Below are 20982 nucleotides of genomic sequence, written 5' to 3' on the forward strand. Positions count from 1 at the left end.
TTTCAGGAAATATGTCGCACGAACCCATTATAGCCGTACTTTCTGGTTATAATCAAGAAATAAACCTCCCATGCTGGAGTAGTCCCTAACCTGTTTCAACTGGACAATTGTCTTTTGTTGAGCAAAATCAAATCATCCGTGCGCGTGTTGCGCCGGTCAAGGAGAATTAAAATGGCTACCGATATTCAATCCCTATTGGGTGATAAGGCTGAATCCCTGCTTGGATTCAACTCGCCCAAAATTTCGAAGGAACGCTTGCATGTGCCCGGCCCAGATTTTATGGACCGTGTGTTCATACAATCGGACCGCAATAACCGTGTGTTGAACAACCTTGGATGGATGTACAACAGCGGACGTCTTGCCGGAACTGGTTACCTGTCCATTCTGCCCGTGGACCAGGGCATCGAACATTCTGGTGGTGCAAGCTTCGCCAAGAACCCCGATTACTTCGACCCCGAGAACATTATCAAGCTCGCCATCGAAGGCGGGTGTAATGCTGTCGCATCAACATTTGGCGTGCTGGGAATCATGTCCCGCAAGTATGCACACAAGATCCCATTCGTGGTGAAAGTCAATCATAACGAATTGTTGACCTACCCCAACAGCGCCAAACAGATCCTGTTCGGTACGATCAAGGAAGCCTATGATATGGGCGCCGCCGCGATCGGTGCGACGATCTACTTCGGTTCAGACGATGCACATCGTGAGATCATTGAGATCGCACAGGCCTTCTCGATGGCGCATGAACTGGGCATGGGCACAATCCTGTGGTGCTATACCCGTAATAATGCCTTCAAAAAGGACAAGGATTACCATGTCTCTGCTGACCTTACCGGTCAGGCGAATCACCTCGGTGTGACCATTGAAGCGGACATCATCAAGCAGAAACTGCCCGAGAACAACGGTGGCTTCCTCGCTTTGAACACCGGTGACAGCTCCTACGGCAAGCTCGATAAGCGCATGTACAGTGAACTCGCCAGCGATCACCCGATTGACCTGTGCCGCTACCAAGTAGCGAACTGCTACATGGGCCGCGCTGGACTCATCAACAGCGGTGGCGCCTCCGGTGACAATGACTTCGCCGAAGCCGCAGTGACCGCAGTGATCAACAAGCGCGCCGGTGGACAGGGTCTCATCTCTGGCCGCAAAGCCTTCCAACGCCCGATGGCCGAAGGCGCCAAACTCCTGAACACGATTCAGGATGTGTATTTGGATAAGAGCATCACGGTTGCGTAATACATAATCTGTGGGGATGGGCTGCTGCCCATCCCCACAATGTTTTATCATGCCTCAATCTGACCAGGGCGTAACCAAAGATCAATATACCGTCATTCCCCGCACCGCGATATTTTTGCGGCGCGGGGAATCGTATTTATTGCTCAAAGGTGCGCCGACGAAACGCCTGTGGGCGAACAAGTACAATGGACTTGGCGGTCACGTGGAGCGTGGCGAGGATATCCTGACTTCCGCAAAACGCGAACTTCTCGAAGAGACCGGCCTCACCGCGGACTTGTGGCTGTGCGGCACATTGATTGTCGATGCAGGGGAAATGGGAATTGCCTTGTATATTTTTAGCGGGAAATGTGACGAAGGGGAACCCAAACCTTCAAAAGAAGGATTGGCCGAATGGATTCGTTATGATGCCATCGGTGAACTTCCCGTTGTGGAAGATTTGCCTGTTTTGTTGACGAAGATTGATTCCATGAAACGCGGAGATACACCCTTCAGCGCCCGGTCATTTTATGATGAAGCGGGGAAGTTGAATGTGGTGTTTGGATGATACACTGATAGTAGTAACACCTTTGTTATAGAGACAACACGTGATGTTGTGATCATAAAATAGCGGCCGGGTAACTAGAAGTATAGTCATGGTTTTATAGAGATCCATCCTAATACCCTTACGTCCCTGGCGAATATTCCTGCTGTCATCTTAGAAACATCTATTAGGATGACTTCATTTTTACCCAATTCTGTTTGATTTTCAACCAACAACATTTGCCCATCTGGTGACCAAACAGGAAATTTTGAATCCACCACTGACCAATTTTTATAATTCACTTTAATACAAGGATCTATTATTTTCTGTTTTGCTAGATCAACAAGTAGCAGTTTTTCGGTTTGCTGACTGATGCTGTAGGCAACAAGAGCGATATATTTGTTGTCAGGTGACCAACTTAGCTTGTCTACAAGAATGGACTGTAATACTTCACCCAAATTAGCAGTTGCATCAACGTTCCCGTCAAGCTTACCCGTGTGGACATAAGCACCTGATTTTGTTTCTGCGACAAAGGCATATTGCTGACCATCATCACTCCATTCAGGTGCACCAATATCGACAATAGATAGAGATGGGGAGAAGGCAATTTGCTTGTTTCCAGTTCTGTCAAAAAGAGAAAACCCATAAACGTTATCTTCCAATGCCGGGTAAATAACATAATTTAACGTTGGATCGTAGTCAGCGAAAGGCACATAGAGGTCAGGAGACCTAATGACTTGATCAGGGAACAGAGATGGTAAAGGAGTTATTTCACCTGTGAATGGATTTAAGGCAATGAAATCTGGTGGATAATTTTGACTCTCTAACGTGATCAGCAAATCTTTATTATTAAGCCACGTTTTTAAACCATCCAATTCCCAATCATTATGCCATGGCGACTCAATCTTTGTGCCAGTGGAGAAATTCTCCACCACCAAGTTTGATTTTATTCCATTGGTGATAGACTCGTTGAGCTTTCCGTATGCAATCCATTCTCTATTCGGAGACACCCTCAAATCACTCAAGCCCTCATCTGTATTTCCTAACGCGATGATTGACCTGTCTGAAGTGTTCATTAGTATTACATTCTTTGGATATCTTGAGTATGGATCATATAAAAGCAACCCTCCCATATCATCAAGGTGTGGTAATTGTGAATCTACCTGAATACAATTTGAAAGTTCACTATTTGGAATTTGTGTCTGTGTTGGTATAAAGGGTGTAGCTTTTGACAGTGTTTGCGCTATGCAGCCACTATCAAAAAGCAATATCAGTACAATAAGAAAAATAATTATCGACCTATCTATATGCTTAAATACTATTCCGCCCTTATTTCCTCGACTAGAAGTTAACTGACAGTCCACTGATGCCTATTTCCGCCATTGCCTACTGACATTGTCTCTGAGGGATGAATGCTTACTCTAACGCTTTCCACTTCTTCAGCGACAGCGTAAACGTGCTTCCTTCACCTGCTGTGCTTTCCACTTCGAGTCTGCCCTCGTGTTGTTCGATGACCTGGCGCGTGATCGCGAGGCCAAGGCCGATGCCGCCGAAGAGATCGTCACCATATTTTTCGAGGTGATAGAAACGGTCGAAGACGCGTGCCATATCTTCCTTTTGGATGCCAATGCCGTGATCCTCTACCGATACGAACACACCATCATCCTTTTCATCGAAGCGGATCGTCACATCGCCGCCTTTAGGACTGAACTTGATGGCATTATCCACGAGCGCCATGAGAGCCCGCTCCAGCGACTTCATATCTCCTGAAACTTGAGACAGGCCCGGGCGCGGTTCGATGCGAAGCGTCACGTTGCGTTCCTCCGCTTTGGATGCATAACGTTCCAGAACGGCTTTCGCGGCTTCGTGCATATCCACTGCTTGGAACTCAGGCAGGACGAGGTCCATCTCTTGCAGGAACAGGATGTCATTGACGAGCGTAACGATTTGTTGGACATTGCGGGAGACCGCGTCCACCCCCGCCGCAAGCTGGTCGCCGCTTAAGATGCCTTTCTGTAAGATCTGCAGATACCCGCTTGCCACCATGAGCGGCGTGCGGAGTTCGTGGGCCACGTTCGTGAGAAACTCGCGGCGCGCAAGTTCCTGCTCGGCAAGTTTTTGGTAGGCTTGTGCCAGTTCGCTCGCGCGCATACGCAGATCGTCCACAGCCATCTGGTCGTTCTCGCGCAATCTTTCGCTGATCTCGCTGACCATGGCCATGGCGATACTGCTTGAGTTACGTAGAACACGGTTGAACCCGGCTTTATCCAATTCAAGGGTGGTGAGATTTGTTTTTGCTGTGACCGTTGCGGCGCGGCGCGCATTATGGATGATCGCCATCTCGCCGAAGAAATCCCCCGCGCTCAATGTCTTGAGCAGACGTGTTTCAGAGTTGTTGATGACCTTGGTGACTTCGACCTCGCCCTCGAGGATCATGTAGAACTTGTCCTCCGCCGCATCTTCACGGCACAGCACTGCGCCGGGGACGTACGAACGTACCTGGCTGTTTGAGATCAACTCTTCGATCTCGTCGGTTTTGATGCCGGGGAAGGCGCGTGGGATGATTCGGGATGGGGCGCGGTTTGTGGTCATATTGCAGATTCTCCACTAGTGATACTGTTTCATGATTGTAGCACGCCAATATATAACGATTTTAGCCCATTCGGACTAAAAGTGTCTTGTCATTTCGAAGAAGCGAAGCGACTGACATTCTCCCCGCTTCGCGGGTCGAAATGACAGCTCCTACTTGGTCTTGTACCCGATCATGCGCAGGAAGTCTTTACGCCAAGCGATGCCTTCTTCGTCTTCAATACCTTTGGGAGAGAAGCCATCCACCACGCCGAGGATGCCACGTCCCTGCTCAGTTTGGGCCACCAGCACTTCGGTGGGGTTGGCTGTGGCACAAAAAACGCGCGCCACTTCGGGCACGTTCTTGATTGCGTTCAGCACATTGACAGGGAAGAAACCATCACCCAAGAACAAGATGAAAGAATGTCCCGCGCCAATGGCTTGTGCGTTCTTCTTCGCTAACTCGATCATCGCTTCATCCGTCCCAGTCCAACGGATGAGACACTTGCCAGACGCTTCGCAAAACGCCAGTCCGAATTTGATGCCGGGTACCGAAGTGACCAGCGTTTCATGAATATCTTCCACTGTTTTGATGAAATGTGATTGACCAAGAATGAAATTGGTGTTTTCAGGCTTTTCGATTTTTACGGATTGGATGTCCATGTGATTCTCCTGTTTGTCTTAGTGACTGTTTCTTAACTTCCTTTTTGGACACGGATGCCACGGAGTTCACTGATTTTCACGGAAAAGAGCCTTTAAAAAATCATCTTTTTCCGTGTGTTCCGTGAAATCCGCGTACAAACGAATTATATTTGAGACTTAAGAGACACTTTATTAGCACGATTTTCGTGAACATATTACGAAAGTTTTCTTTGATAGAAGACCAAAAGAGTGTTCCCGTATTGACGTTGCTCGAATTCTTCAAGTGTGTTCAGCGTAGGCTTGGATGTTCGATACTCGCGCGGCGCGATCTGCGCGATGACCCAACCATCGTCCGCCAGCCAACCGATATTATCATCAAGCAATTCCAAAGCCTTGATCCACATCTCTTTGTATTGTGGTGGGGCGATATACACATATTCAAACTTTCTGTCGGGTTGCGCGGCGAGATACGCGAACGCATCGGCGCGGCGGATCTCTGACTGCCCCGCAAACCCGCAATGCTCCACATTGGACTTGATGATCTCGATCGGCCCTTTATTCATATCTGAAAACCGCACAGACGTTGCACCACGGCTCAATGCTTCAATGCCTACTGCACCCGTGCCTGCGAACAAATCCCACCAATTTGAATCGATCACATCTCCTGCAAGGACATTGAACAACGACTCTTTGGCGCGGTCTGTGATGGGGCGCGTCGTATCGCCTTCCACCGTCTTCAGTTTGCGACCTTTGGCTTTCCCTGCGATGACTCTGAGACTCATTCGACACTCTTTCTGGCCGCAAGAATGTTTCCATGCGACGCGATGATCGGGACAACACATCCCGTTCCTAATATAAACCGTTTGCCATTTGTTTGCTGGATGGCATCCGCCGCTTCTTTCTGGACTTCAGCCTTCTTCTCGTAAACGAGCGTATCCTGCCTCATGCCTCCGCATACGACCCCTGGGTAGATTCGTTGTGCTTCTTTTAGTGACGGGAAGGTTTCTCTATCGTGCCAGTTCACGATCTGGAAGTTAAACGACTCAAGCAGTGAAAAGTAAACATCATGTCCGTGCAGGTGAAGCAAGTTACACCACAATTGGTTGGATGGTTCCAGTACTTTCAAGTCGTTGGGCAGACCGAAGGTTTTGTATTCTTCAAGAGTTAACAAACTGGCTTGTCCATGTTGAATAGCATAGAAGACTCCGTCAATGCCGATTTCGATGCACGCCTCTGCAAAACGACGGGTTGTCTCGGCGATCGTGGCGAGTCCTTTCATCACGGCTTCGGGATAGAGTCGCATGTGCGCGATAAGAGTCTCATTGCCTGCGAGATTCTTCGCCTGCGCCAGCGGACCGAAGATCGTCTGGAGTAGGGGAGTCTCCGGGCTGAGTGCAGAGCGGATTAAACGGAGGCTGGCCAATTGTCCGGCAAGATGCGGAACGGTTGGGTCAAGAATGGGAAGTGTCTCCCAATCCTTGGGCGAATGGATGACATGCTTTGTATATTGGCGAGTCCCTTCGGTGTGACCCTTCCATACATCTTGTGCACCCCAATCCCTTAAACAGAATGACGATGCAGGTGTGACTTTGACGAGGTCAAAATCATACGTTTGCTGATACTGGAGGGTGGCTTGTGCGAGTAGCTCAGGCGATTGATCGTCCACAGGGAAGTGACGCCACAACGCAACTGGCGGACGGTCAATGAGTTCGCCGTTCATGGCAGCTTGGATGCGTTCTTTATGCGTGGTCATGGAATTTGCCTTACGATACAGAATGTCGCGTCTCCGCGTTTGATCTCGATCACGGTGGGCGCGTCTTTGAAAGTGGATTGATCTTCGTTCGTGCGCGTGTTGACGAGGACGTAGTCTCCCGAACGAACTTGATTCATCGCGCCGCGCAGATCGATGACAGTGATGTTGTCGGTTGCGTACGGTGCGGCAATGTACGCCTCGCGTTTTACATAAAGATTTACAGGTGTGGTTATCTGCTCGTCGAGTTGCTCTACGGCATCTTTATAGCACGTGAGCCAGAACTCCGTTTCATAGTTGCGGAACGCTCCATCTGTGCCGCCGATGAATGAATTGTAATATGTGTATTCGTAAGGATGGAGGCGGACGATGCCGTTGATACCCGGCAAGATGAGCAAGAGACCAAGTCCAGCGCGTAGCCAAGTTGGTAAGAAGCCGGGACGAGAAGAGAAGAAATCTGTAATGGCTTCAAACGCCAGTCCGGCGAAGATGAAGACCGGTGGCAGAACGAAAAGGAAGTGACGTATCCCATCGTACATGGCGGGCTTGCGGATGATGATGTATGCAACCAGAATCGCAAACCATGCGAACATGAGCGATAAAGAGACAAGTTGGTCTCGACGCGTTTCGCTTTTTGATTTGAACAACTTCCAAAAGCCAAGAACGACGCCGATGATAAATAATGGGATGGTGGGTTCTGTCAGCGTGGTGGAGAGCATAAAGGGGAAGTAACGTCTCGGCAATTCACCTGCGGCGTAGGTCTCACCGCCGAATAACACGGGCAGATGCGTTGGGTTATCAGACATGAACATAAAAACGTTCACGAAATTCTTGAATGGGTTCTCCCACAAGAAGGGCCACGTGGCGAACATGATGATGATCGTGAAGAACCCGTATTGGAGGATAGATGGAAAAAACGTTTTGAACCATTGAGACGCGAAGACGAGGAGATTTGATTTATAGGATTTGCTGATGGAATATAGAACGATGAGCAATCCTGCGAATGGTCCCAGGACGCGAATGGATGTGGCGATGCCAAGAAAGAACGAAGCTAGCAGGATCTTTTTCGTTTTGTCTTGTGAGTTCTGTGCGATGGCATCCACCATTTCAAAACCAAAACACATCGAGGCGAGGAAGAACGTTAGAAAGGGTGGGTCTTTGGGGTTGATGAAGGCGTGTCCCCACAGGAGGGGTTGGAGGGAGAAAAAGATCGCAGTGAAGAACGCAGACGATTCGTTCATCCAACGCTTGGAGATGCGATAGAGAAAATAAATGCCAAATTGAAAGAAAAGAAAATTGACGAGATGCCAGGCCGAAGTTGATTCGGAACCGAGTGCTTTTAATCCATAGACAAATTCACGCGCGAGAAAAAGATAGGCGGGACCGCGATTCTTATGGTCGTCTCCGCTGGCACCGTAGGAGTTGTAGAGATCGAAGTGCCCGCTGAACCATTCGTGGGGTGAGTAGGCGTATCCGAGTGCGTCGCCGTAGCTGTAGAAGAGCGGTTCATCCCACGAGGTGCCGAAGTTGCGAAAGATAAATAAGCCGATGATGATGTTGATAGTGATGAGGATCAGGATCGGCTTTGAGATGAACTTTTTGAAAATGGGATTCATAAATTTTCAGTAACGTCAGGGATGAATAAGAAAATTTTGCCACAGAGCCACTGAGAACTCAGAGTTTTAATTACCTTTCTCTGTGGCAGAGTAGCATTATTTCACAACAACGAATTGCCACGTGCGTCGAAGACTTTGATCTTGATCCTGGATGCGGGGCTATTGGGGTATTCGCTTTCGAGTAAACCCCAAACCATTGAGTCGTTCCAATGGTCAAGGAAAGGAGTCTTCTGGCGGAGCGTGCCTTCGTGTGTAAAACCGAGCTTACGCGGAATGGATGCAGACGCGAGATTGCGAACGTCGCAATGGATCTCAACGCGATGAAGATGAATGACCTCGAATGCGACTTGTATCAACGCAGATGTCGATTCAGTGACAAGGCCTTTGTTGACGTAGTCTTTGTGGATCCAATAGCCGATCTCGATTTCCTTGTCGCCAAGGCGTGTGTGTAAACCTGTGCCTCCGATGAGCTTGGTCTCTTCGGGGTTGAAGATGCCGTAGACATAATCTTCATGAAGATCGAAGTTGCCGCGAAACCGTAGCATCCGCTTTTCTTTTTCTTCGAAGGGTTCAGGTTCGTTGTGCGCCCAGGGCATCCAGGGCTTGAGATGTTCGACGCTTTCCGTGACTGACTCGGCTAACAAACGGGCGTCAGAGGGTTTGTAACAGCGTACTACGAGCCGTTTGGTTTCAATGCGATAGGCTGGGTTGATGATCTTTGATGCGCTCATTTGCGTTTGCTGGTTTTCTTTATCGTTTTCTTTTTGTTGAAGTCGCCCAACAGGGTTTGCATTTCTTTCTCTTCGCTTTGCTGGCCTTTGAAATATTCGTTCATGTATTGTGAGCGACGCAAGCGTAACGTCATCGGCGCGACAGCTTTGAGGTCATCGTTCGTGACTTCGTCGCGGCCATCGGCGGCGGCGTAGGCGCGCGCAGCTTCGAACCATGTAATCTCGGCGCGCAGGGAATCAACTTTCATTTTTTGTACAAGCTCAATGGCTGGATTTGCGACTGTATCCGGCAATTTGACTTTCTTCACGCGCTCACGCGCCAGGCGGATCTCGGACGAGGCCGCCTCCATCTCACCCGCAAACTGCGCGATCATCTGACGCGGATTCTCAAGATAGGCATTGACTCTTCGATACGCTTCCAAGCGTTCTTTCGTATCTTCGAGTCCGCGCACAATGACGCGTAACCCAAAGCGGTCGAGGATCTGCGGGCGCAGACGTCCCTCTTCGGGGTTCATCGAGCCAACCAAGACGAAGCGCGAACGATATGTTGCCGCCAGCGGACCGCGCCGTACGGTATATGTCCCTTGTGCGGCGGCATCGAGAATGGAGTCGATGATCTCGTCACTGAGTAGGTTGATCTCATCAATGTAGAGGATGTTGCGGTCAGCCTGCGCAAGGATGCCGCGCCGGACTCGCATACGGTCATGTGCCGCAGCGCGTTCGTCTATGCCGCCAACCACATCTTCAAGGCGGGCGTTGAGTGGTAACTCAATTAATCGAACAGGATCGGGTGCCGTGAGCGGAATCCCTTCGCCGTATTTCTTTGCACAATCCGGGCAGACAGCGTCAATGCCACCGAGTTCAATATCTTCTGGGAGACAGCCATAGTAGCAAGTGCTCCGTTCAACGGAAGGGAGAAGATTCAGCAAACTGCGGACAGCTGTCGTTTTGGCTGTGCCGCGCGGACCGATGAGGAGAATCCCACCGATGTTGGGGTTGATGAGTCCGAGCAGGAGCGCGAGTTTCATTTCCTGTTGGCCGACAATGGCAAGGAAAGGGAAAGGCGTGGGCTCCGTGATTCGGCCGTCGTCTGGGGGAAGAGGCGGGAGGTTCTTCCCAGCAACGTGATCGATCAGTTCGCGCAGACTTTTGATCGGGTGCGCGACCCGTTCTTTGGAGTCCGTTTGTTCGGCGTGGGATTCGGGTTGGGAGAGGTCGGGTGTGGTCATGGTTATTGTCTCCTCGCAGAGCGGAGCGTTAGCGAAGTCGAAGCGCGCGTTTCTTGGAATACCTATTGCTTTGCTTACATGCCCTTCGACTGCGGGACTTCGACTTTCGCTCAGGACGGGTTATTTCTTCAACCTGTATTTCTGTCTTTCAAGGGCGCTGGCCATCTTGCGTTTTTCTTCATCAGTCTCTGCCAATAATGGTGGGACGGGTGACGGTTTGCCTTCGTCATCCAGCGCCACATAGACGAGATACGCATTGTTAGTATGGGTGCGTTTGCCGGTGATGGGGTTCTCTGCGATGACTTCCACTTCGGTTTCCATGGAGGTGCGGCCCGTGTAGGTGACTTCGGCGTTGAGGATGATCAGGTCGCCGATGCGGATGGGTTCGCGAAAGGTCATTGAGTCGATGGCGACCGTGACGACCTTCTGCTGGGCGTGGCGCATACAGGCCAGCGCGCCCGCTTCATCCACGAGTTTCATGATCCAACCGCCATGAACATTGCCCAGCATGTTGGCATGTTCGGGGTGCATCAATTGGGAAATTGTCACACGCGAAGCGCGGACAGGTTTGGGAGTGGAGTCGCTCATGGTGTACTCGTTACGAGTTTACCATAGGAAGAAAGACGTCAAAGTTTGGGAATCTTGGCTGTCGACCGAAACAAATAATTAGATAACCAACCAACACCCCAGTTGCTTGCTCGAATATAAATTACATACCCAATCACCCCTCCTGTAAACGAAGCAACTTCTAGTGCTGTGTGATTGGGCAAAAAATAGTTTGTACTGAATAAAACTAACCCACCAATCAGGATCAACTTAATACTATCAAGAAAAATCCTGTTTTTTTATCTTCAATCCATGTCCTCGCGTAATTCTCCGCCATCTACGGTGTGCAGGCGATCTGGTTCGTCTTGCAATACGTCAATCAGGCCGAGGGGCAGGTCGCTCATCATGGGCGCGAGCGGAATGCTGGATGGTGCGGCGATCTTGCCCGGCTTTGGCGGGGGTTGAAGTCGGGGTTTGAGTTCATTCTCCGAACGTTTGCGGATGATGCGCGTGTCGTCGCTCAGGTTTCCGACAAAATTCCCCATCACGGAATAAACTTCACGTTTGGGCGTCACAAAGCCGATCCATTCCCCAGTTCTGTTGAAGAGATAAGGGAATACAAGGAAGGCTTCCGCTTCTCCATTCGAAGCGTAGATCGGGATGATTCGTTGTTGGTTTTGTTGTGCCATAGGCCGTGCCCCTTTCTGGATTTATTGCACGTCGTTATACGTCCAGTAACGGTTGATGAAGAAATTCCAAAGCATGACAACACCGATGGCAAAAATGAGGGTCGCATTTTTGGCCAGAGCGTCAGCCGCTTGGTAAGTCATGTGGGTCATGTTTTCGATGAACAAGGCAATGGGCGGTTCAAGGTATTTCAAGATCGGTATGCGAATGGCGATCCCGATGGCGTTCACCAGAAAGAACATGCCTAATTGATGGGCAAGCGGACGTGAGCGCGAGTCGGGGTATGTCCAATAGCGGTTACCGATAAAATTACTTGTCACCGCGCAAATGAAGGAGATACTTCCTGCCGCCACTAGCGGAAGGTGGAACAGGCGGGTCAATAGATTCATAATGCCGATGTCCACTACTGAACCTGTTGCGCCCACCACTGCGAATTTGAAAAAACGATTTCTTTCTTTTGCGTCTGCGATGATCATGCCAGCCCCAACTTCTGTTTGAAATACGGGACCGTCTTGCGCAAGCCTTCCTCCAATTCCACTTTGGGTTCCCATTTGAGAATGGAACGGGCGCGTGTGATATCGGGTTGGCGTTGTTGCGGGTCGCGGACACTGCGTGCGTCCTTGTATGTGATGCCGCCTTTGTTGCCTACGATCTTGTTGATCGTCTCAGCAAATTGCAAAATACTCATCTCGTTGGGGTTGCCCACGTTGACCGGCAGATGCTCATCAGAATACAGTAATTTGACAATACCATCCACTAGATCGTCCACGTAGCAGAACGAACGCGTCTGGCTTCCGTCTCCGTACACAGTGAGCGGTTGACCAAGCAAGGCTTGCTTGAGCAGGTTTGGCAGGGCACGGCCATCTTCAAGGTCCATGCGCGGACCGTAGGTGTTGAAGATGCGGATAATGCGTGTGTCTACACCGTGGTAACGGTGATAGGCCATTGTCAATGATTCGGCGAAGCGTTTGGCCTCGTCATATACTGCGCGGGGACCGGCCGGGTCCACGTTGCCGGTGTAATCTTCAGTTTGCGGGTGGACGAGTGGGTCACCGTAAATTTCACTGGTCGATGCGATCAGGAAACGAGCCTTATGTTTGTGTGCCACACCCAAACAGTTATGCGTACCGAGAGCGCCCGCCTTCATGGTTTGAATGGGTAAGTTGAAATACCCAGACGGTGACTCAGGGTTGGGGCTGGCGGGTGACGCAAAGTGCAGAACGGCATCCACTTTGCCGGCTACAAAGATATAGTTCGATACATCATGCTTTTGGAATGAGAAGTTTTCGTTTCCCATCAAGTGAGCAATATTATCCGGGTTACCGGTCACGAAATTATCCATCCCGATGACCTGGTGTCCTTCACTCAAAAGGCGGTCACATAAATGTGAGCCAAGAAATCCGGCAGCTCCTGTAATTAAAATACGCATTTGTTTTCCTTTATAAATTTTATTTTCAGACCCTAAGGGTTTCCTAAACCTTTAGGGTCTTCTCTACTTCCAATCAATTCTTGTGATTAAACCATCACCTGTCACTTGATAGGCCTGTCCGTTACCGCTATCGATCAGCCAGAGATTGCCTTGATAGACGACTGCGATGAAGTCACCGGTTTGCCCATCGATCTGACCCGGCGCCCAAAGCGGAGTCTGCGGCTGGAGACCGGGCGCATCATTCGCAGGGAAGATTGTTCGCCGGTTCGATCCATCTCTATCCATCACGACGACTCTATAGCGGCTCGTCTCGCTTTGCTCGGGGAAGATCGCCTGCAAATACGCGATCTGATATTGCCTTTCGCTCGAACTCGATTGTAGATATGAAGCAGACGGATAAGCAAACATGCCTGTCTGTTTGATGATCTCAACATTGGCATCGTTTTCAAACGATACGGCACTGATGTCAAAGAACGGTGAGTCCTCTTCGCTTACCAAGCTGGGTGGCGGCGCGTGGGATGTGAAGTACAGCGTCTTGCCGTCCGCGCCCCAAGTGATGGAGGGAAGCCATGCCCAGTCACTATGAGTGTTGAAGGGGATGATATCAAGCATGGGCTTGGTATATTTTTTATCTATATCCACCAATCCGATACCATCTGGACGGGCATATGCTAGACGTCCATCTGGCGAAAAAGAATACATCATGCCCCACCAACCATACACGCCGCCGCTGCTCGCATCAAGGATCTTGGCCTTTGCGCCGGTGGTGATGCTGTAACGTTGTAGGTCGTTATTGGCCTGCCAGCCCGGGGCGGTACTGCGCGGCTCAACAGTGGAGTAGGCAATGGAGTTTGTGCCGGGGATCCATTCGGCATAATGGACAACGTTCGAGATGCCGGTGCTGAACGGTTTGCCGCCATTCGTGCGTACAGCCCATATGGTATTGATCTCTTTATCAGCGGGTTTGGTGGATTTACGTGTAAAGACCAGATAACTGCCATTGGGGGAGAGGAAGAAGATACGTCCATCGAGATCACCGGTGGTGACGATGGGCGTGCGGTTGGCAGTGGATGTATCAATGATCCACGCGTTGCCACCAGCGAGGTAAGCGATCTTGCCTGGGATAGGCAATGGCGCAAAAGATGATTGTGCGCCGATCATTACGATCTCCGGTGCACCCTCTTGCAAGGTCACAGACTTGACGACCGAACGACTGATCTCTTCTTTGTTCTCGAGCACGATGCGATAGGTTAATTCCTCCAAACCGTTTACGCCAGCTTGGACGAGTCTTGTTTCGCCTTCGGGTAACGACTCATTGCGTACAACCTGTCGCTCAAAAGGAACGACCTGTTCCTGCGTTTCAAATTTTTCTTCTACACGAGTGAGTGTGATGGTGTCCCCGTTGTTGAGCACTGTATAAAGTGGCGGCTCAGACTTATCGAGATTTCCAGCCGTAATGCCTGCAGTTTGAAATGCCTGCGATACTGTGCTTCCCGCTGGTAATGTAACATCCTGTGTCTTGCCATCTGCTGTTATGTGGACAACAATATCCTCGCTCGTAACTTGCGGCGAGCGGCAAGCTGTCAGCGTGGAGACTGCCAGTAGTAGAGCGAACAGGATCGAGTTAAGAGAGAAGCGGGGCATTTCGTCTGGTGTATAATCCGTGCGCTACTTGATACGTCCAACGATGGTCAATGTTCCATCAGCGATCGAAATCGTTTCAATGCGAAGTCCGGTAGCTACCGGGCCGACCGAGCCAGTATACGCTTCATCGATCATCGAGGAAATGGCTTCTTTGAGACTTTCGGGTGCGGGCAGAGGGCCGAAATCAGCAGAGACGATCTCGATCTTGGGCTTGCCGTTTTCGTCCACACTCATCGAGACGATGATGCCAATGTTAGCAGTGAGCATGCCCTGTTGAGTTTTGCCGAAGATCTGCATCTGACCATCGCGCAAATACACCTGCGGGTCTGTGATGAACGGTTTGGAATCTGTCTGCAGATTTTGATCGGTTTGCAGGCGTTGTGCTAATACAGACGTGATCTGTGTTTCGGTGATCGTGATGGTGACTTGGCCTGTGGATGCGCCTGCTTCGTAAGCCTTTTGGATCTCGACCTTCAAACTTTCGGCGGCCTCAGCTGAGGCAGGGATGACAGGACGATCTGAATAATCTGGCCCGCCAATGAAGACGGTACAAGCCAGTGATGCGAGAATAAGTACGATAAAGAATAACAGTGGTGAAATTTTTTTCATTCTGATTCCATTTTCGAGTTTGACGGAGCAATTATAGCATGAGCGAATCTCAACCTTCTTCAGAGCAAAATATCGAAACTGAATTGCCACTATCTGTAAAGCTGGAGGCGATCCTGTTTGTTGCGGCGGAACCTGTGCAAATTGCCCAACTGGCAACCGCATTGGATGTGTCTTCTTCTGTCGTCGAGCGTGGACTTAACGAACTGGACGCCTCTTTAACTACCCGAGGCCTGCGTCTGCAACGACATGCTGGACGTGTACAACTGACGACTGCTCCTGAACTTGCTGAGTTGATCGAGCGTTTCCTTGGTCTGGAAGCAACTTCACGCCTGAGCCGTGCATCCTTGGAGACACTGGCCATCATTGCATATCAACAGCCGGTCACACGCCCGCACATTGACTCGATCCGTGGCGTGAACAGCGACAGTATGATCAAGAGTCTGTTGAACAAAGGCTTGATCTTAGAGTCGGGGCGCGCCGATGGGCCGGGACGTCCGATCTTGTACTCCACGACCCCCGAATTCTTGCAGCACTTTGGCTTGAGTTCCATTCTTGAGATGCCGCCACTGGCGAAACCTGAAGAAGAGGAAGAGCAACAGACCACAGGCGAGTTGTTGAAGGGATAAGTAATAATAATCAAGTAGCGGACGCTGAAAGCGTCCGCTACTTGATTATATATTCTGTTATATCTGATTTCTTAGCGTTTTGACGCTACGAATCTTTGTTTTGAGTTTGAAGCGTATCTAATAATTCTTCTTTCAATGCTTGTGATATAGATGGGTTGGACGGATATAAGTCATTAAGCTCTTCGGGGTCATTTTGGATATCGTACAACTCAAAGAAATCATCAACTTTCTTATAGCCGGTGTAATGTACTATCTTGTAATTCCCTTTTCGCATGGCAATAGTTGTATTTGTGAGTGGCCGGAATGCTGAATTGGACTTGGCTTCCACGGTGAATATGCTGCGCTCTAAATCGTCCATACCTCCCAGCCCAGGGAGAATCTTTCCCTCACTCCAGTCGGGCACTGTCCCATGTATGTTGTGGCTTATAGTTGGTAGTATGTCAACACTATTAGTTGGTGTGTAGATATCCTTGCGCGCTTTTTGGCCCGGGGCCGAGATTAACAAAGGTATATGAATGCCCGGCTCGTATAAATGACTACTAAGGTGCCCTTCAATGCCACGCTCGAACATTTCTCCATGATCCGATGTGATGATTACATAGCTGTTTTCAAAAATGCCATTTCTTTCCATTCTGTCTAACAACCTGCCAAACTCATCGTCAATATTGGCAATGTATGCATCGTATATTTTTCGATTGTTATCCAACCTCACCTGTTTGTAGCCGGTATCGAACTTTGCTCTGGGCTTTTTAACCAGACTGAAATCATCTTTGTTGTAACGATCATAGAACTTACCGTCAGGACGATATGGTTCATGAGGCGCCATGATATGGTAATAGTGCATATATGGTCCTGTAGAACTTTCTAAATTATCCCCTATCCCATTCATAAGATTTTCCAAAGTGAAAAGAAATGCACCATTTTTGACTTGTGGGATCCCTAATGGATTATTTTCTTTACTGATCGCTGCGCGTTTACGCTCGAGTAAATAATTTATAAATGGCCCAAATACTAATGAGTGAGAAAGTACGGTTGGTTCTTCAAGTGCCAAAAAATCCTGAGCACGATAGCTAGTCTTTCGATCATTTTTGAAAATAGACCCATACAGATAATTTGTAAGGCTAAATGAAGCTGGATTCATGATGACTTCCAGATCATTAGGAAATTGTTCCAGAAAGAGGTTTGGAAGAAGATTCTGCGAAAACGCGATACGTTCGTATTGTGCCCCGATGACATTGAAAATATTGTTTTGAGTCAAATCCCTTTCAATGAGACCAAATAGATTTAGGGCACGATGTGTCCAAGGATACGTACCTGTCATCAGTGATGCTGTGCCTGATGTAGTGAAACTGCCTCCGGAATAATGAGAGTGATAGATGTTGGCATGTTGGGCGAAGTGTGTCAAGTTTGGCGTTGTATCCCTCTGATACCCGTAAATTGACATGTTGCTTGCTGATAGGGCATCAAAAACAAAGATTACAACGTTTAGGAGATCATCTTGGGTACTTTTTAAAACCCCATTTTTTACAGCGTTGGCTGTGCTAAATAAAGCTCCACTTAAAATTGGGATAAGTTTTAAAAACTCCCGTCTATTGATTGATCGCATGGAATTCCCGATTCTACTTTTTTATGGCTTGTGTTATGACGACAAGGATTGCTAGAATACTTACCGGGATGTTGATATACAGAAAAACGGTTGCGCGGTCAGCAAATCCCTCGACTAGTTTTTTTATGAAGGGTAATTTTTCAAAAATAACAATAAAAAGAAGCGTGATACCCAGAATAACCGGAAACCATTTGACCATGTTGGTTGAAAACTCCAGGATTTGGGAACGCCGTATGATCATTGCGGTTAGATATGTTGTTATGAAGAGTGACAGCGCAGTCCCTCGATAAATAAAATCGTCGAGAAGCCAACTCCGCGGTAGTACTATACATAGACCGACTATAAATATTAGGATCAATAAACTCTCTAGAAAATTAGTCACCAAGAAATAAAAATATAAATTGATAACTTCGCCTAGTTGTAGATAATTCAACCAAGCAGGAAGTTCATGTATGGCCCAGTAAAGCGTCCAGCCGTAAACAATGAGAGTAATTACAGCATAAACTGGAGCAATTTCATTCCAATTGGGAATTTTCATTTTCTCAATAATTCTTTTCACGCTGGGATTATAACCGGTGCATAAATCAAGTTTTGAAAAACTTTTTGTATAGCAATCCGTCGTCATATCCTGCACAGTGGGTGTCGTGTCTTGTTTATATAAATCCCTGCTGATTTAATTTAAATTAAAACGATGAGTTGAACAACATCCAACTCATCGTCATGAGAGTCTTGCCGTGTTTTACGGTCCGCTGACTGTTTCAAGACCTGCGGCTGTCCATTGTTTGATGCCACCTGCCATACTAGTGACTTGCGAAAAGCCTGCCGAAAGGAGAGCGTCGCGTCCTTGTTGACTGCGATTACCGGAGCGACATACCACGACGATCTCCTGATCCTTTGGTAATTCGTCCACACGTGATGCCAGCTCTCCGAGTGGTATCAATGTTGCACCGGGGATATGACTCTCGTTCCATTCGTCTGGCTCACGAACATCTAAAATGAAAGCTCCTGCATCACGTTTTGCGGATGCCTCGGAAACTGAAATTTCGCGAGGAAGTTTGTTGGTGGTTGCGGCGTTATTTTGTTGAAGAAGGAATATCCCGACAAGTACAAGTATAGCGATGCCCACCCCCGCCCAGATCAAAGTTGAATTATTTTTTGACTTTACCGGTTTCTTGTTCTTTTTGCTCATTGTAAGTGCTCCTGTGCGATCGAGGTATTGTTTTCTTTTATTGGATGCATAATAGATGAAAAAGTGACAGATTTCCCACGCGAAAAAGACACATAGCCACCATCGTTGATAGGCCATATACCATTATTTCTACAAACCTCAATTTTCTATGATGGAAAGATCAATAAGATTCCCGAAAATACCGATCGAAACGGCGATGACGGATGCGATGAGTGCAATTTGTGTCAGCGGCCAGGAATAATCGTAGCGGAAGACAGGAGTCAGGTCCACGGGAGATGCGGCGAAGTTGATGTGTATCCACCATGTTCCAAGGATCGCGGCAAAAACCGAAAAACTTGATAGGATCATCCTGAGTAAACGAGAACGGATCAGACCACTGATCGCAAATCCAAGGGCGATGAGCAGACAGGCGACCGTAATGGAAAATCCCTTGGGAGGCGTACTGACAAAAAGAATATGAAAGATAAGCAGGCAGATATTCAATCCTATAAGTCCGGTACATGTACCGAGAGCAATTCGAAGAAATGCGTTGGATGATTGGAATCTTTCAACAATGACACGTGTCGAAAAAATTCCAAGCCCGAAGATTGCGCCGATGATCAACCCCTGTTCCAGGGATGTGGTAAGGCGTACCGTATCGAGGAAGCTTGGAAAATTATAAGTGAAATACACTTGTATGCCCACACCCAAAGCCGCGCCGAAAAATGCCAGTATATATGCGCTTGCCAAGCTTACCGGCCGCTGAGTTAATCGATATACGATCCAGCTCATGGATAGTCTTAATCGCATATCAGCTTGGACGTCAGTTGGCAGGCTCCCCGCCACTTTTTGGATTAATGATAGCGCCGCCATTTTTCTTTCATCATCCTTGTATTTAAGGATGGCCTTGATCGCTGACGGGGATCGAAGATGACCGATCAATTCTGCTGTGGTATCGCCTATATCTGAGTCTTCAATCGCCAGATCTCCAAGTCGTTTGAGCTGACTGGGTTGTAGTAACCGATCATCCCATTCGTTTCTTTGACGCGTGAGCGTACGTATCCCATCGAAAATCTCCTTGCGTAGAAACACATTATCTGTTTTGATGCCTGTTTCCAGCAATGAGATCGTTATGCTGTTGGGTAATCCCTTGGGGAGTGCATTGGTATTGACCTCGCTTTTTAGGTGCTCAATAATACGTGCAGTGATCGCATCGTTATTTTTGCCTAACAAGAGGGAGGAGACCATAAGCCTATCTTTTGGGTTGTTAACAATTGTCCACCACTCGTCGTCGTTGTATCCATAGTTTATTGCTTGGGATAATACGAACTTTCCGTAAATATCGGTGTTGATCTTTGAGCGATACAGGTCTATTAATGCAAATCGAGTCAACCCTAGGTTGTATACGCCATTAGATGTTTCCCATTTTGATAAACCACTTTTGAGCAATTCTTCAGCATCTCTGTCGCATATTGTGGCTTTATTTTTTATCCCCGGTTTTATTTGGGATTCAGGTGGTGTTTTGAAAAGATAGTACATCATTTTCATTACCTCACCTGTTGAGTTTGGTCGTTCTCCTGGGGTGGCAGATGTAACGCGGCGGAATATATCCCATATTGCGGCAGGTAAAGCATCATTGAACTCGCATGGATTGGGTATTTCTGCTCTTGAATGGGTTTGTTCCATACCCAATTGTCTTTTCCCTCCCCATGGTAGTTGACCTGTGAATAATTCGTAGAGCAAAATTCCGAAACTAAACACATCAGATTTTGGTGTGATCGCCTTGAGCTGGATTTGTTCCGGTGGGGCGTATGGTGGAGTTCCATGCCCGGTATGGAAGGCCATTGTGGAAGCAGATACAATGCGAGCAAGACCGAAATCGGCAAGGTAGGCGTTGTTGCTCGTATCCAATAATATATTGGATGATTTAAGATCGCGATGGATAATCCCTTGTCCGTGAAGGTAGTCCAAGGCTGATGCAACTTCTGCCCCATATCGCAATATTTCATCGAAGGATAAATGGCCCGGTTTGATTTTTTCTGTTAATGTCCCCCCAGAAAGATATGGACTGACAGTGAAACGTATTCGTTCTTCAAACCCATATTCTTCTAGCGGAAGAATATGAGGATGATCCAAGGTAACCAACTTTGCCAGTTGATATTCATCCCTGATTTCATCTGCTTCACCTTCGTTGGTGTCAGGAACCTCGTTGAACTTGATCGCATAGATGCATTTTTGTGTTTCGTGCAAGGCTGACCACACCACACCTTGTCCGCCAACGCCAATTTGTTCGAGCAGTTTATACTGACGGAATAGTGCTCCAGGGGTTAGTGTGTTTAATGTTGGGTGTGAATAAGCGGAGGAAGTGACCATTG

General features: G+C 48.4%; 20 protein-coding genes. 3 read left to right on the forward strand and 17 right to left on the reverse strand.

Features of this window, described 5'->3' with window-relative positions; translation table 11 throughout:
• Positions 1-171: 171 nt before the first annotated feature.
• Entirely contained in the window at positions 172-1236 is a 1065-nt protein-coding gene (locus tag IPP66_14210; GenBank protein ID MBK9926425.1) for a class I fructose-bisphosphate aldolase, read from the forward strand.
• Positions 1237-1285: 49 nt separating this feature from the next.
• Positions 1286-1780, forward strand: coding sequence for an NUDIX domain-containing protein (locus tag IPP66_14215; protein ID MBK9926426.1), 495 nt, complete (start codon positions 1286-1288; stop codon positions 1778-1780).
• A gap of 86 nt (positions 1781-1866) precedes the next feature.
• On the opposite strand, the gene IPP66_14220 is transcribed toward IPP66_14215, so the two are convergent.
• The 14 genes from IPP66_14220 to IPP66_14285 all read right to left on the reverse strand — a co-directional run bounded on the left by IPP66_14220 (position 1867) and on the right by IPP66_14285 (position 15207).
• On the reverse strand, positions 1867-3120 hold the full coding sequence (locus IPP66_14220; protein MBK9926427.1) for a hypothetical protein: 1254 nt from the start codon (positions 3118-3120) through the stop codon (positions 1867-1869).
• Positions 3121-3172: 52 nt separating this feature from the next.
• Complete coding sequence (locus IPP66_14225; protein ID MBK9926428.1) at positions 3173-4348, reverse strand: cyclic nucleotide-binding domain-containing protein; 1176 nt, start codon at positions 4346-4348, stop codon at positions 3173-3175.
• Between the two features lie 150 nt (positions 4349-4498).
• On the reverse strand, positions 4499-4987 hold the full coding sequence (locus IPP66_14230; protein MBK9926429.1) for an adenosine-specific kinase: 489 nt from the start codon (positions 4985-4987) through the stop codon (positions 4499-4501).
• A 194-nt stretch (positions 4988-5181) separates the two neighbouring features.
• Positions 5182-5748, reverse strand: coding sequence for a 16S rRNA (guanine(966)-N(2))-methyltransferase RsmD (gene rsmD, locus IPP66_14235; protein ID MBK9926430.1), 567 nt, complete (start codon positions 5746-5748; stop codon positions 5182-5184).
• Positions 5745-6719 carry a uroporphyrinogen decarboxylase gene (locus tag IPP66_14240; protein ID MBK9926431.1) on the reverse strand — a complete coding sequence of 325 codons (975 nt, stop codon included), beginning with the start codon at positions 6717-6719 and terminating at the stop codon, positions 5745-5747. Before IPP66_14240 ends, rsmD begins: the two co-directional genes overlap by 4 nt.
• Positions 6716-8332: a hypothetical protein gene (locus IPP66_14245; protein MBK9926432.1), complete on the reverse strand. Its 1617-nt coding sequence runs from the start codon at positions 8330-8332 to the stop codon at positions 6716-6718. Before IPP66_14245 ends, IPP66_14240 begins: the two co-directional genes overlap by 4 nt.
• Before the next feature lie 101 nt (positions 8333-8433).
• Positions 8434-9063, reverse strand: coding sequence for a GNAT family N-acetyltransferase (locus IPP66_14250; GenBank protein MBK9926433.1), 630 nt, complete (start codon positions 9061-9063; stop codon positions 8434-8436).
• Complete coding sequence (locus tag IPP66_14255; protein ID MBK9926434.1) at positions 9060-10142, reverse strand: ATP-binding protein; 1083 nt, start codon at positions 10140-10142, stop codon at positions 9060-9062. Before IPP66_14255 ends, IPP66_14250 begins: the two co-directional genes overlap by 4 nt.
• 270 nt (positions 10143-10412) lie before the next feature.
• Positions 10413-10880: an acyl-CoA thioesterase gene (locus tag IPP66_14260; protein ID MBK9926435.1), complete on the reverse strand. Its 468-nt coding sequence runs from the start codon at positions 10878-10880 to the stop codon at positions 10413-10415.
• 263 nt (positions 10881-11143) lie between these two features.
• Entirely contained in the window at positions 11144-11527 is a 384-nt protein-coding gene (locus IPP66_14265) for a hypothetical protein (GenBank protein ID MBK9926436.1), read from the reverse strand.
• Positions 11528-11548: 21 nt separating this feature from the next.
• Entirely contained in the window at positions 11549-12001 is a 453-nt protein-coding gene (locus tag IPP66_14270) for a GtrA family protein (GenBank protein MBK9926437.1), read from the reverse strand.
• A complete protein-coding gene (locus IPP66_14275) occupies positions 11998-12954 on the reverse strand; it encodes an SDR family oxidoreductase (protein MBK9926438.1) in 957 nt (318 codons plus the stop codon). Before IPP66_14275 ends, IPP66_14270 begins: the two co-directional genes overlap by 4 nt.
• A 63-nt stretch (positions 12955-13017) precedes the next feature.
• Complete coding sequence (locus tag IPP66_14280) at positions 13018-14598, reverse strand: G5 domain-containing protein (GenBank protein ID MBK9926439.1); 1581 nt, start codon at positions 14596-14598, stop codon at positions 13018-13020.
• Positions 14599-14622: 24 nt separating this feature from the next.
• Positions 14623-15207, reverse strand: coding sequence for a hypothetical protein (locus IPP66_14285; GenBank protein MBK9926440.1), 585 nt, complete (start codon positions 15205-15207; stop codon positions 14623-14625).
• A gap of 38 nt (positions 15208-15245) precedes the next feature.
• Between IPP66_14285 and scpB the strand changes: the two genes are divergently transcribed.
• Positions 15246-15833 (forward strand): SMC-Scp complex subunit ScpB, encoded by a 588-nt coding sequence (scpB, locus tag IPP66_14290; GenBank protein MBK9926441.1) that lies wholly within the window; start codon positions 15246-15248, stop codon positions 15831-15833.
• An 85-nt stretch (positions 15834-15918) separates the two neighbouring features.
• Here the strand turns inward: scpB and IPP66_14295 are convergent, their stop codons facing one another.
• From IPP66_14295 to IPP66_14305, 3 genes are all read right to left on the reverse strand, one after another.
• Complete coding sequence (locus tag IPP66_14295) at positions 15919-17439, reverse strand: sulfatase-like hydrolase/transferase (protein ID MBK9926442.1); 1521 nt, start codon at positions 17437-17439, stop codon at positions 15919-15921.
• A gap of 739 nt (positions 17440-18178) precedes the next feature.
• Positions 18179-18628, reverse strand: a complete 450-nt coding sequence (locus IPP66_14300; protein MBK9926443.1) for a rhodanese-like domain-containing protein — start codon at positions 18626-18628, stop codon at positions 18179-18181.
• Positions 18629-18766: 138 nt separating this feature from the next.
• Positions 18767-20980, reverse strand: coding sequence for a serine/threonine protein kinase (locus IPP66_14305; protein ID MBK9926444.1), 2214 nt, complete (start codon positions 20978-20980; stop codon positions 18767-18769).
• Positions 20981-20982: the final 2 nt, after the last annotated feature.

Origin of the sequence: Candidatus Defluviilinea proxima (assembly GCA_016721115.1) — a bacterium.
GTDB classification, from domain to species: domain Bacteria; phylum Chloroflexota; class Anaerolineae; order Anaerolineales; family Villigracilaceae; genus Defluviilinea; species Defluviilinea proxima.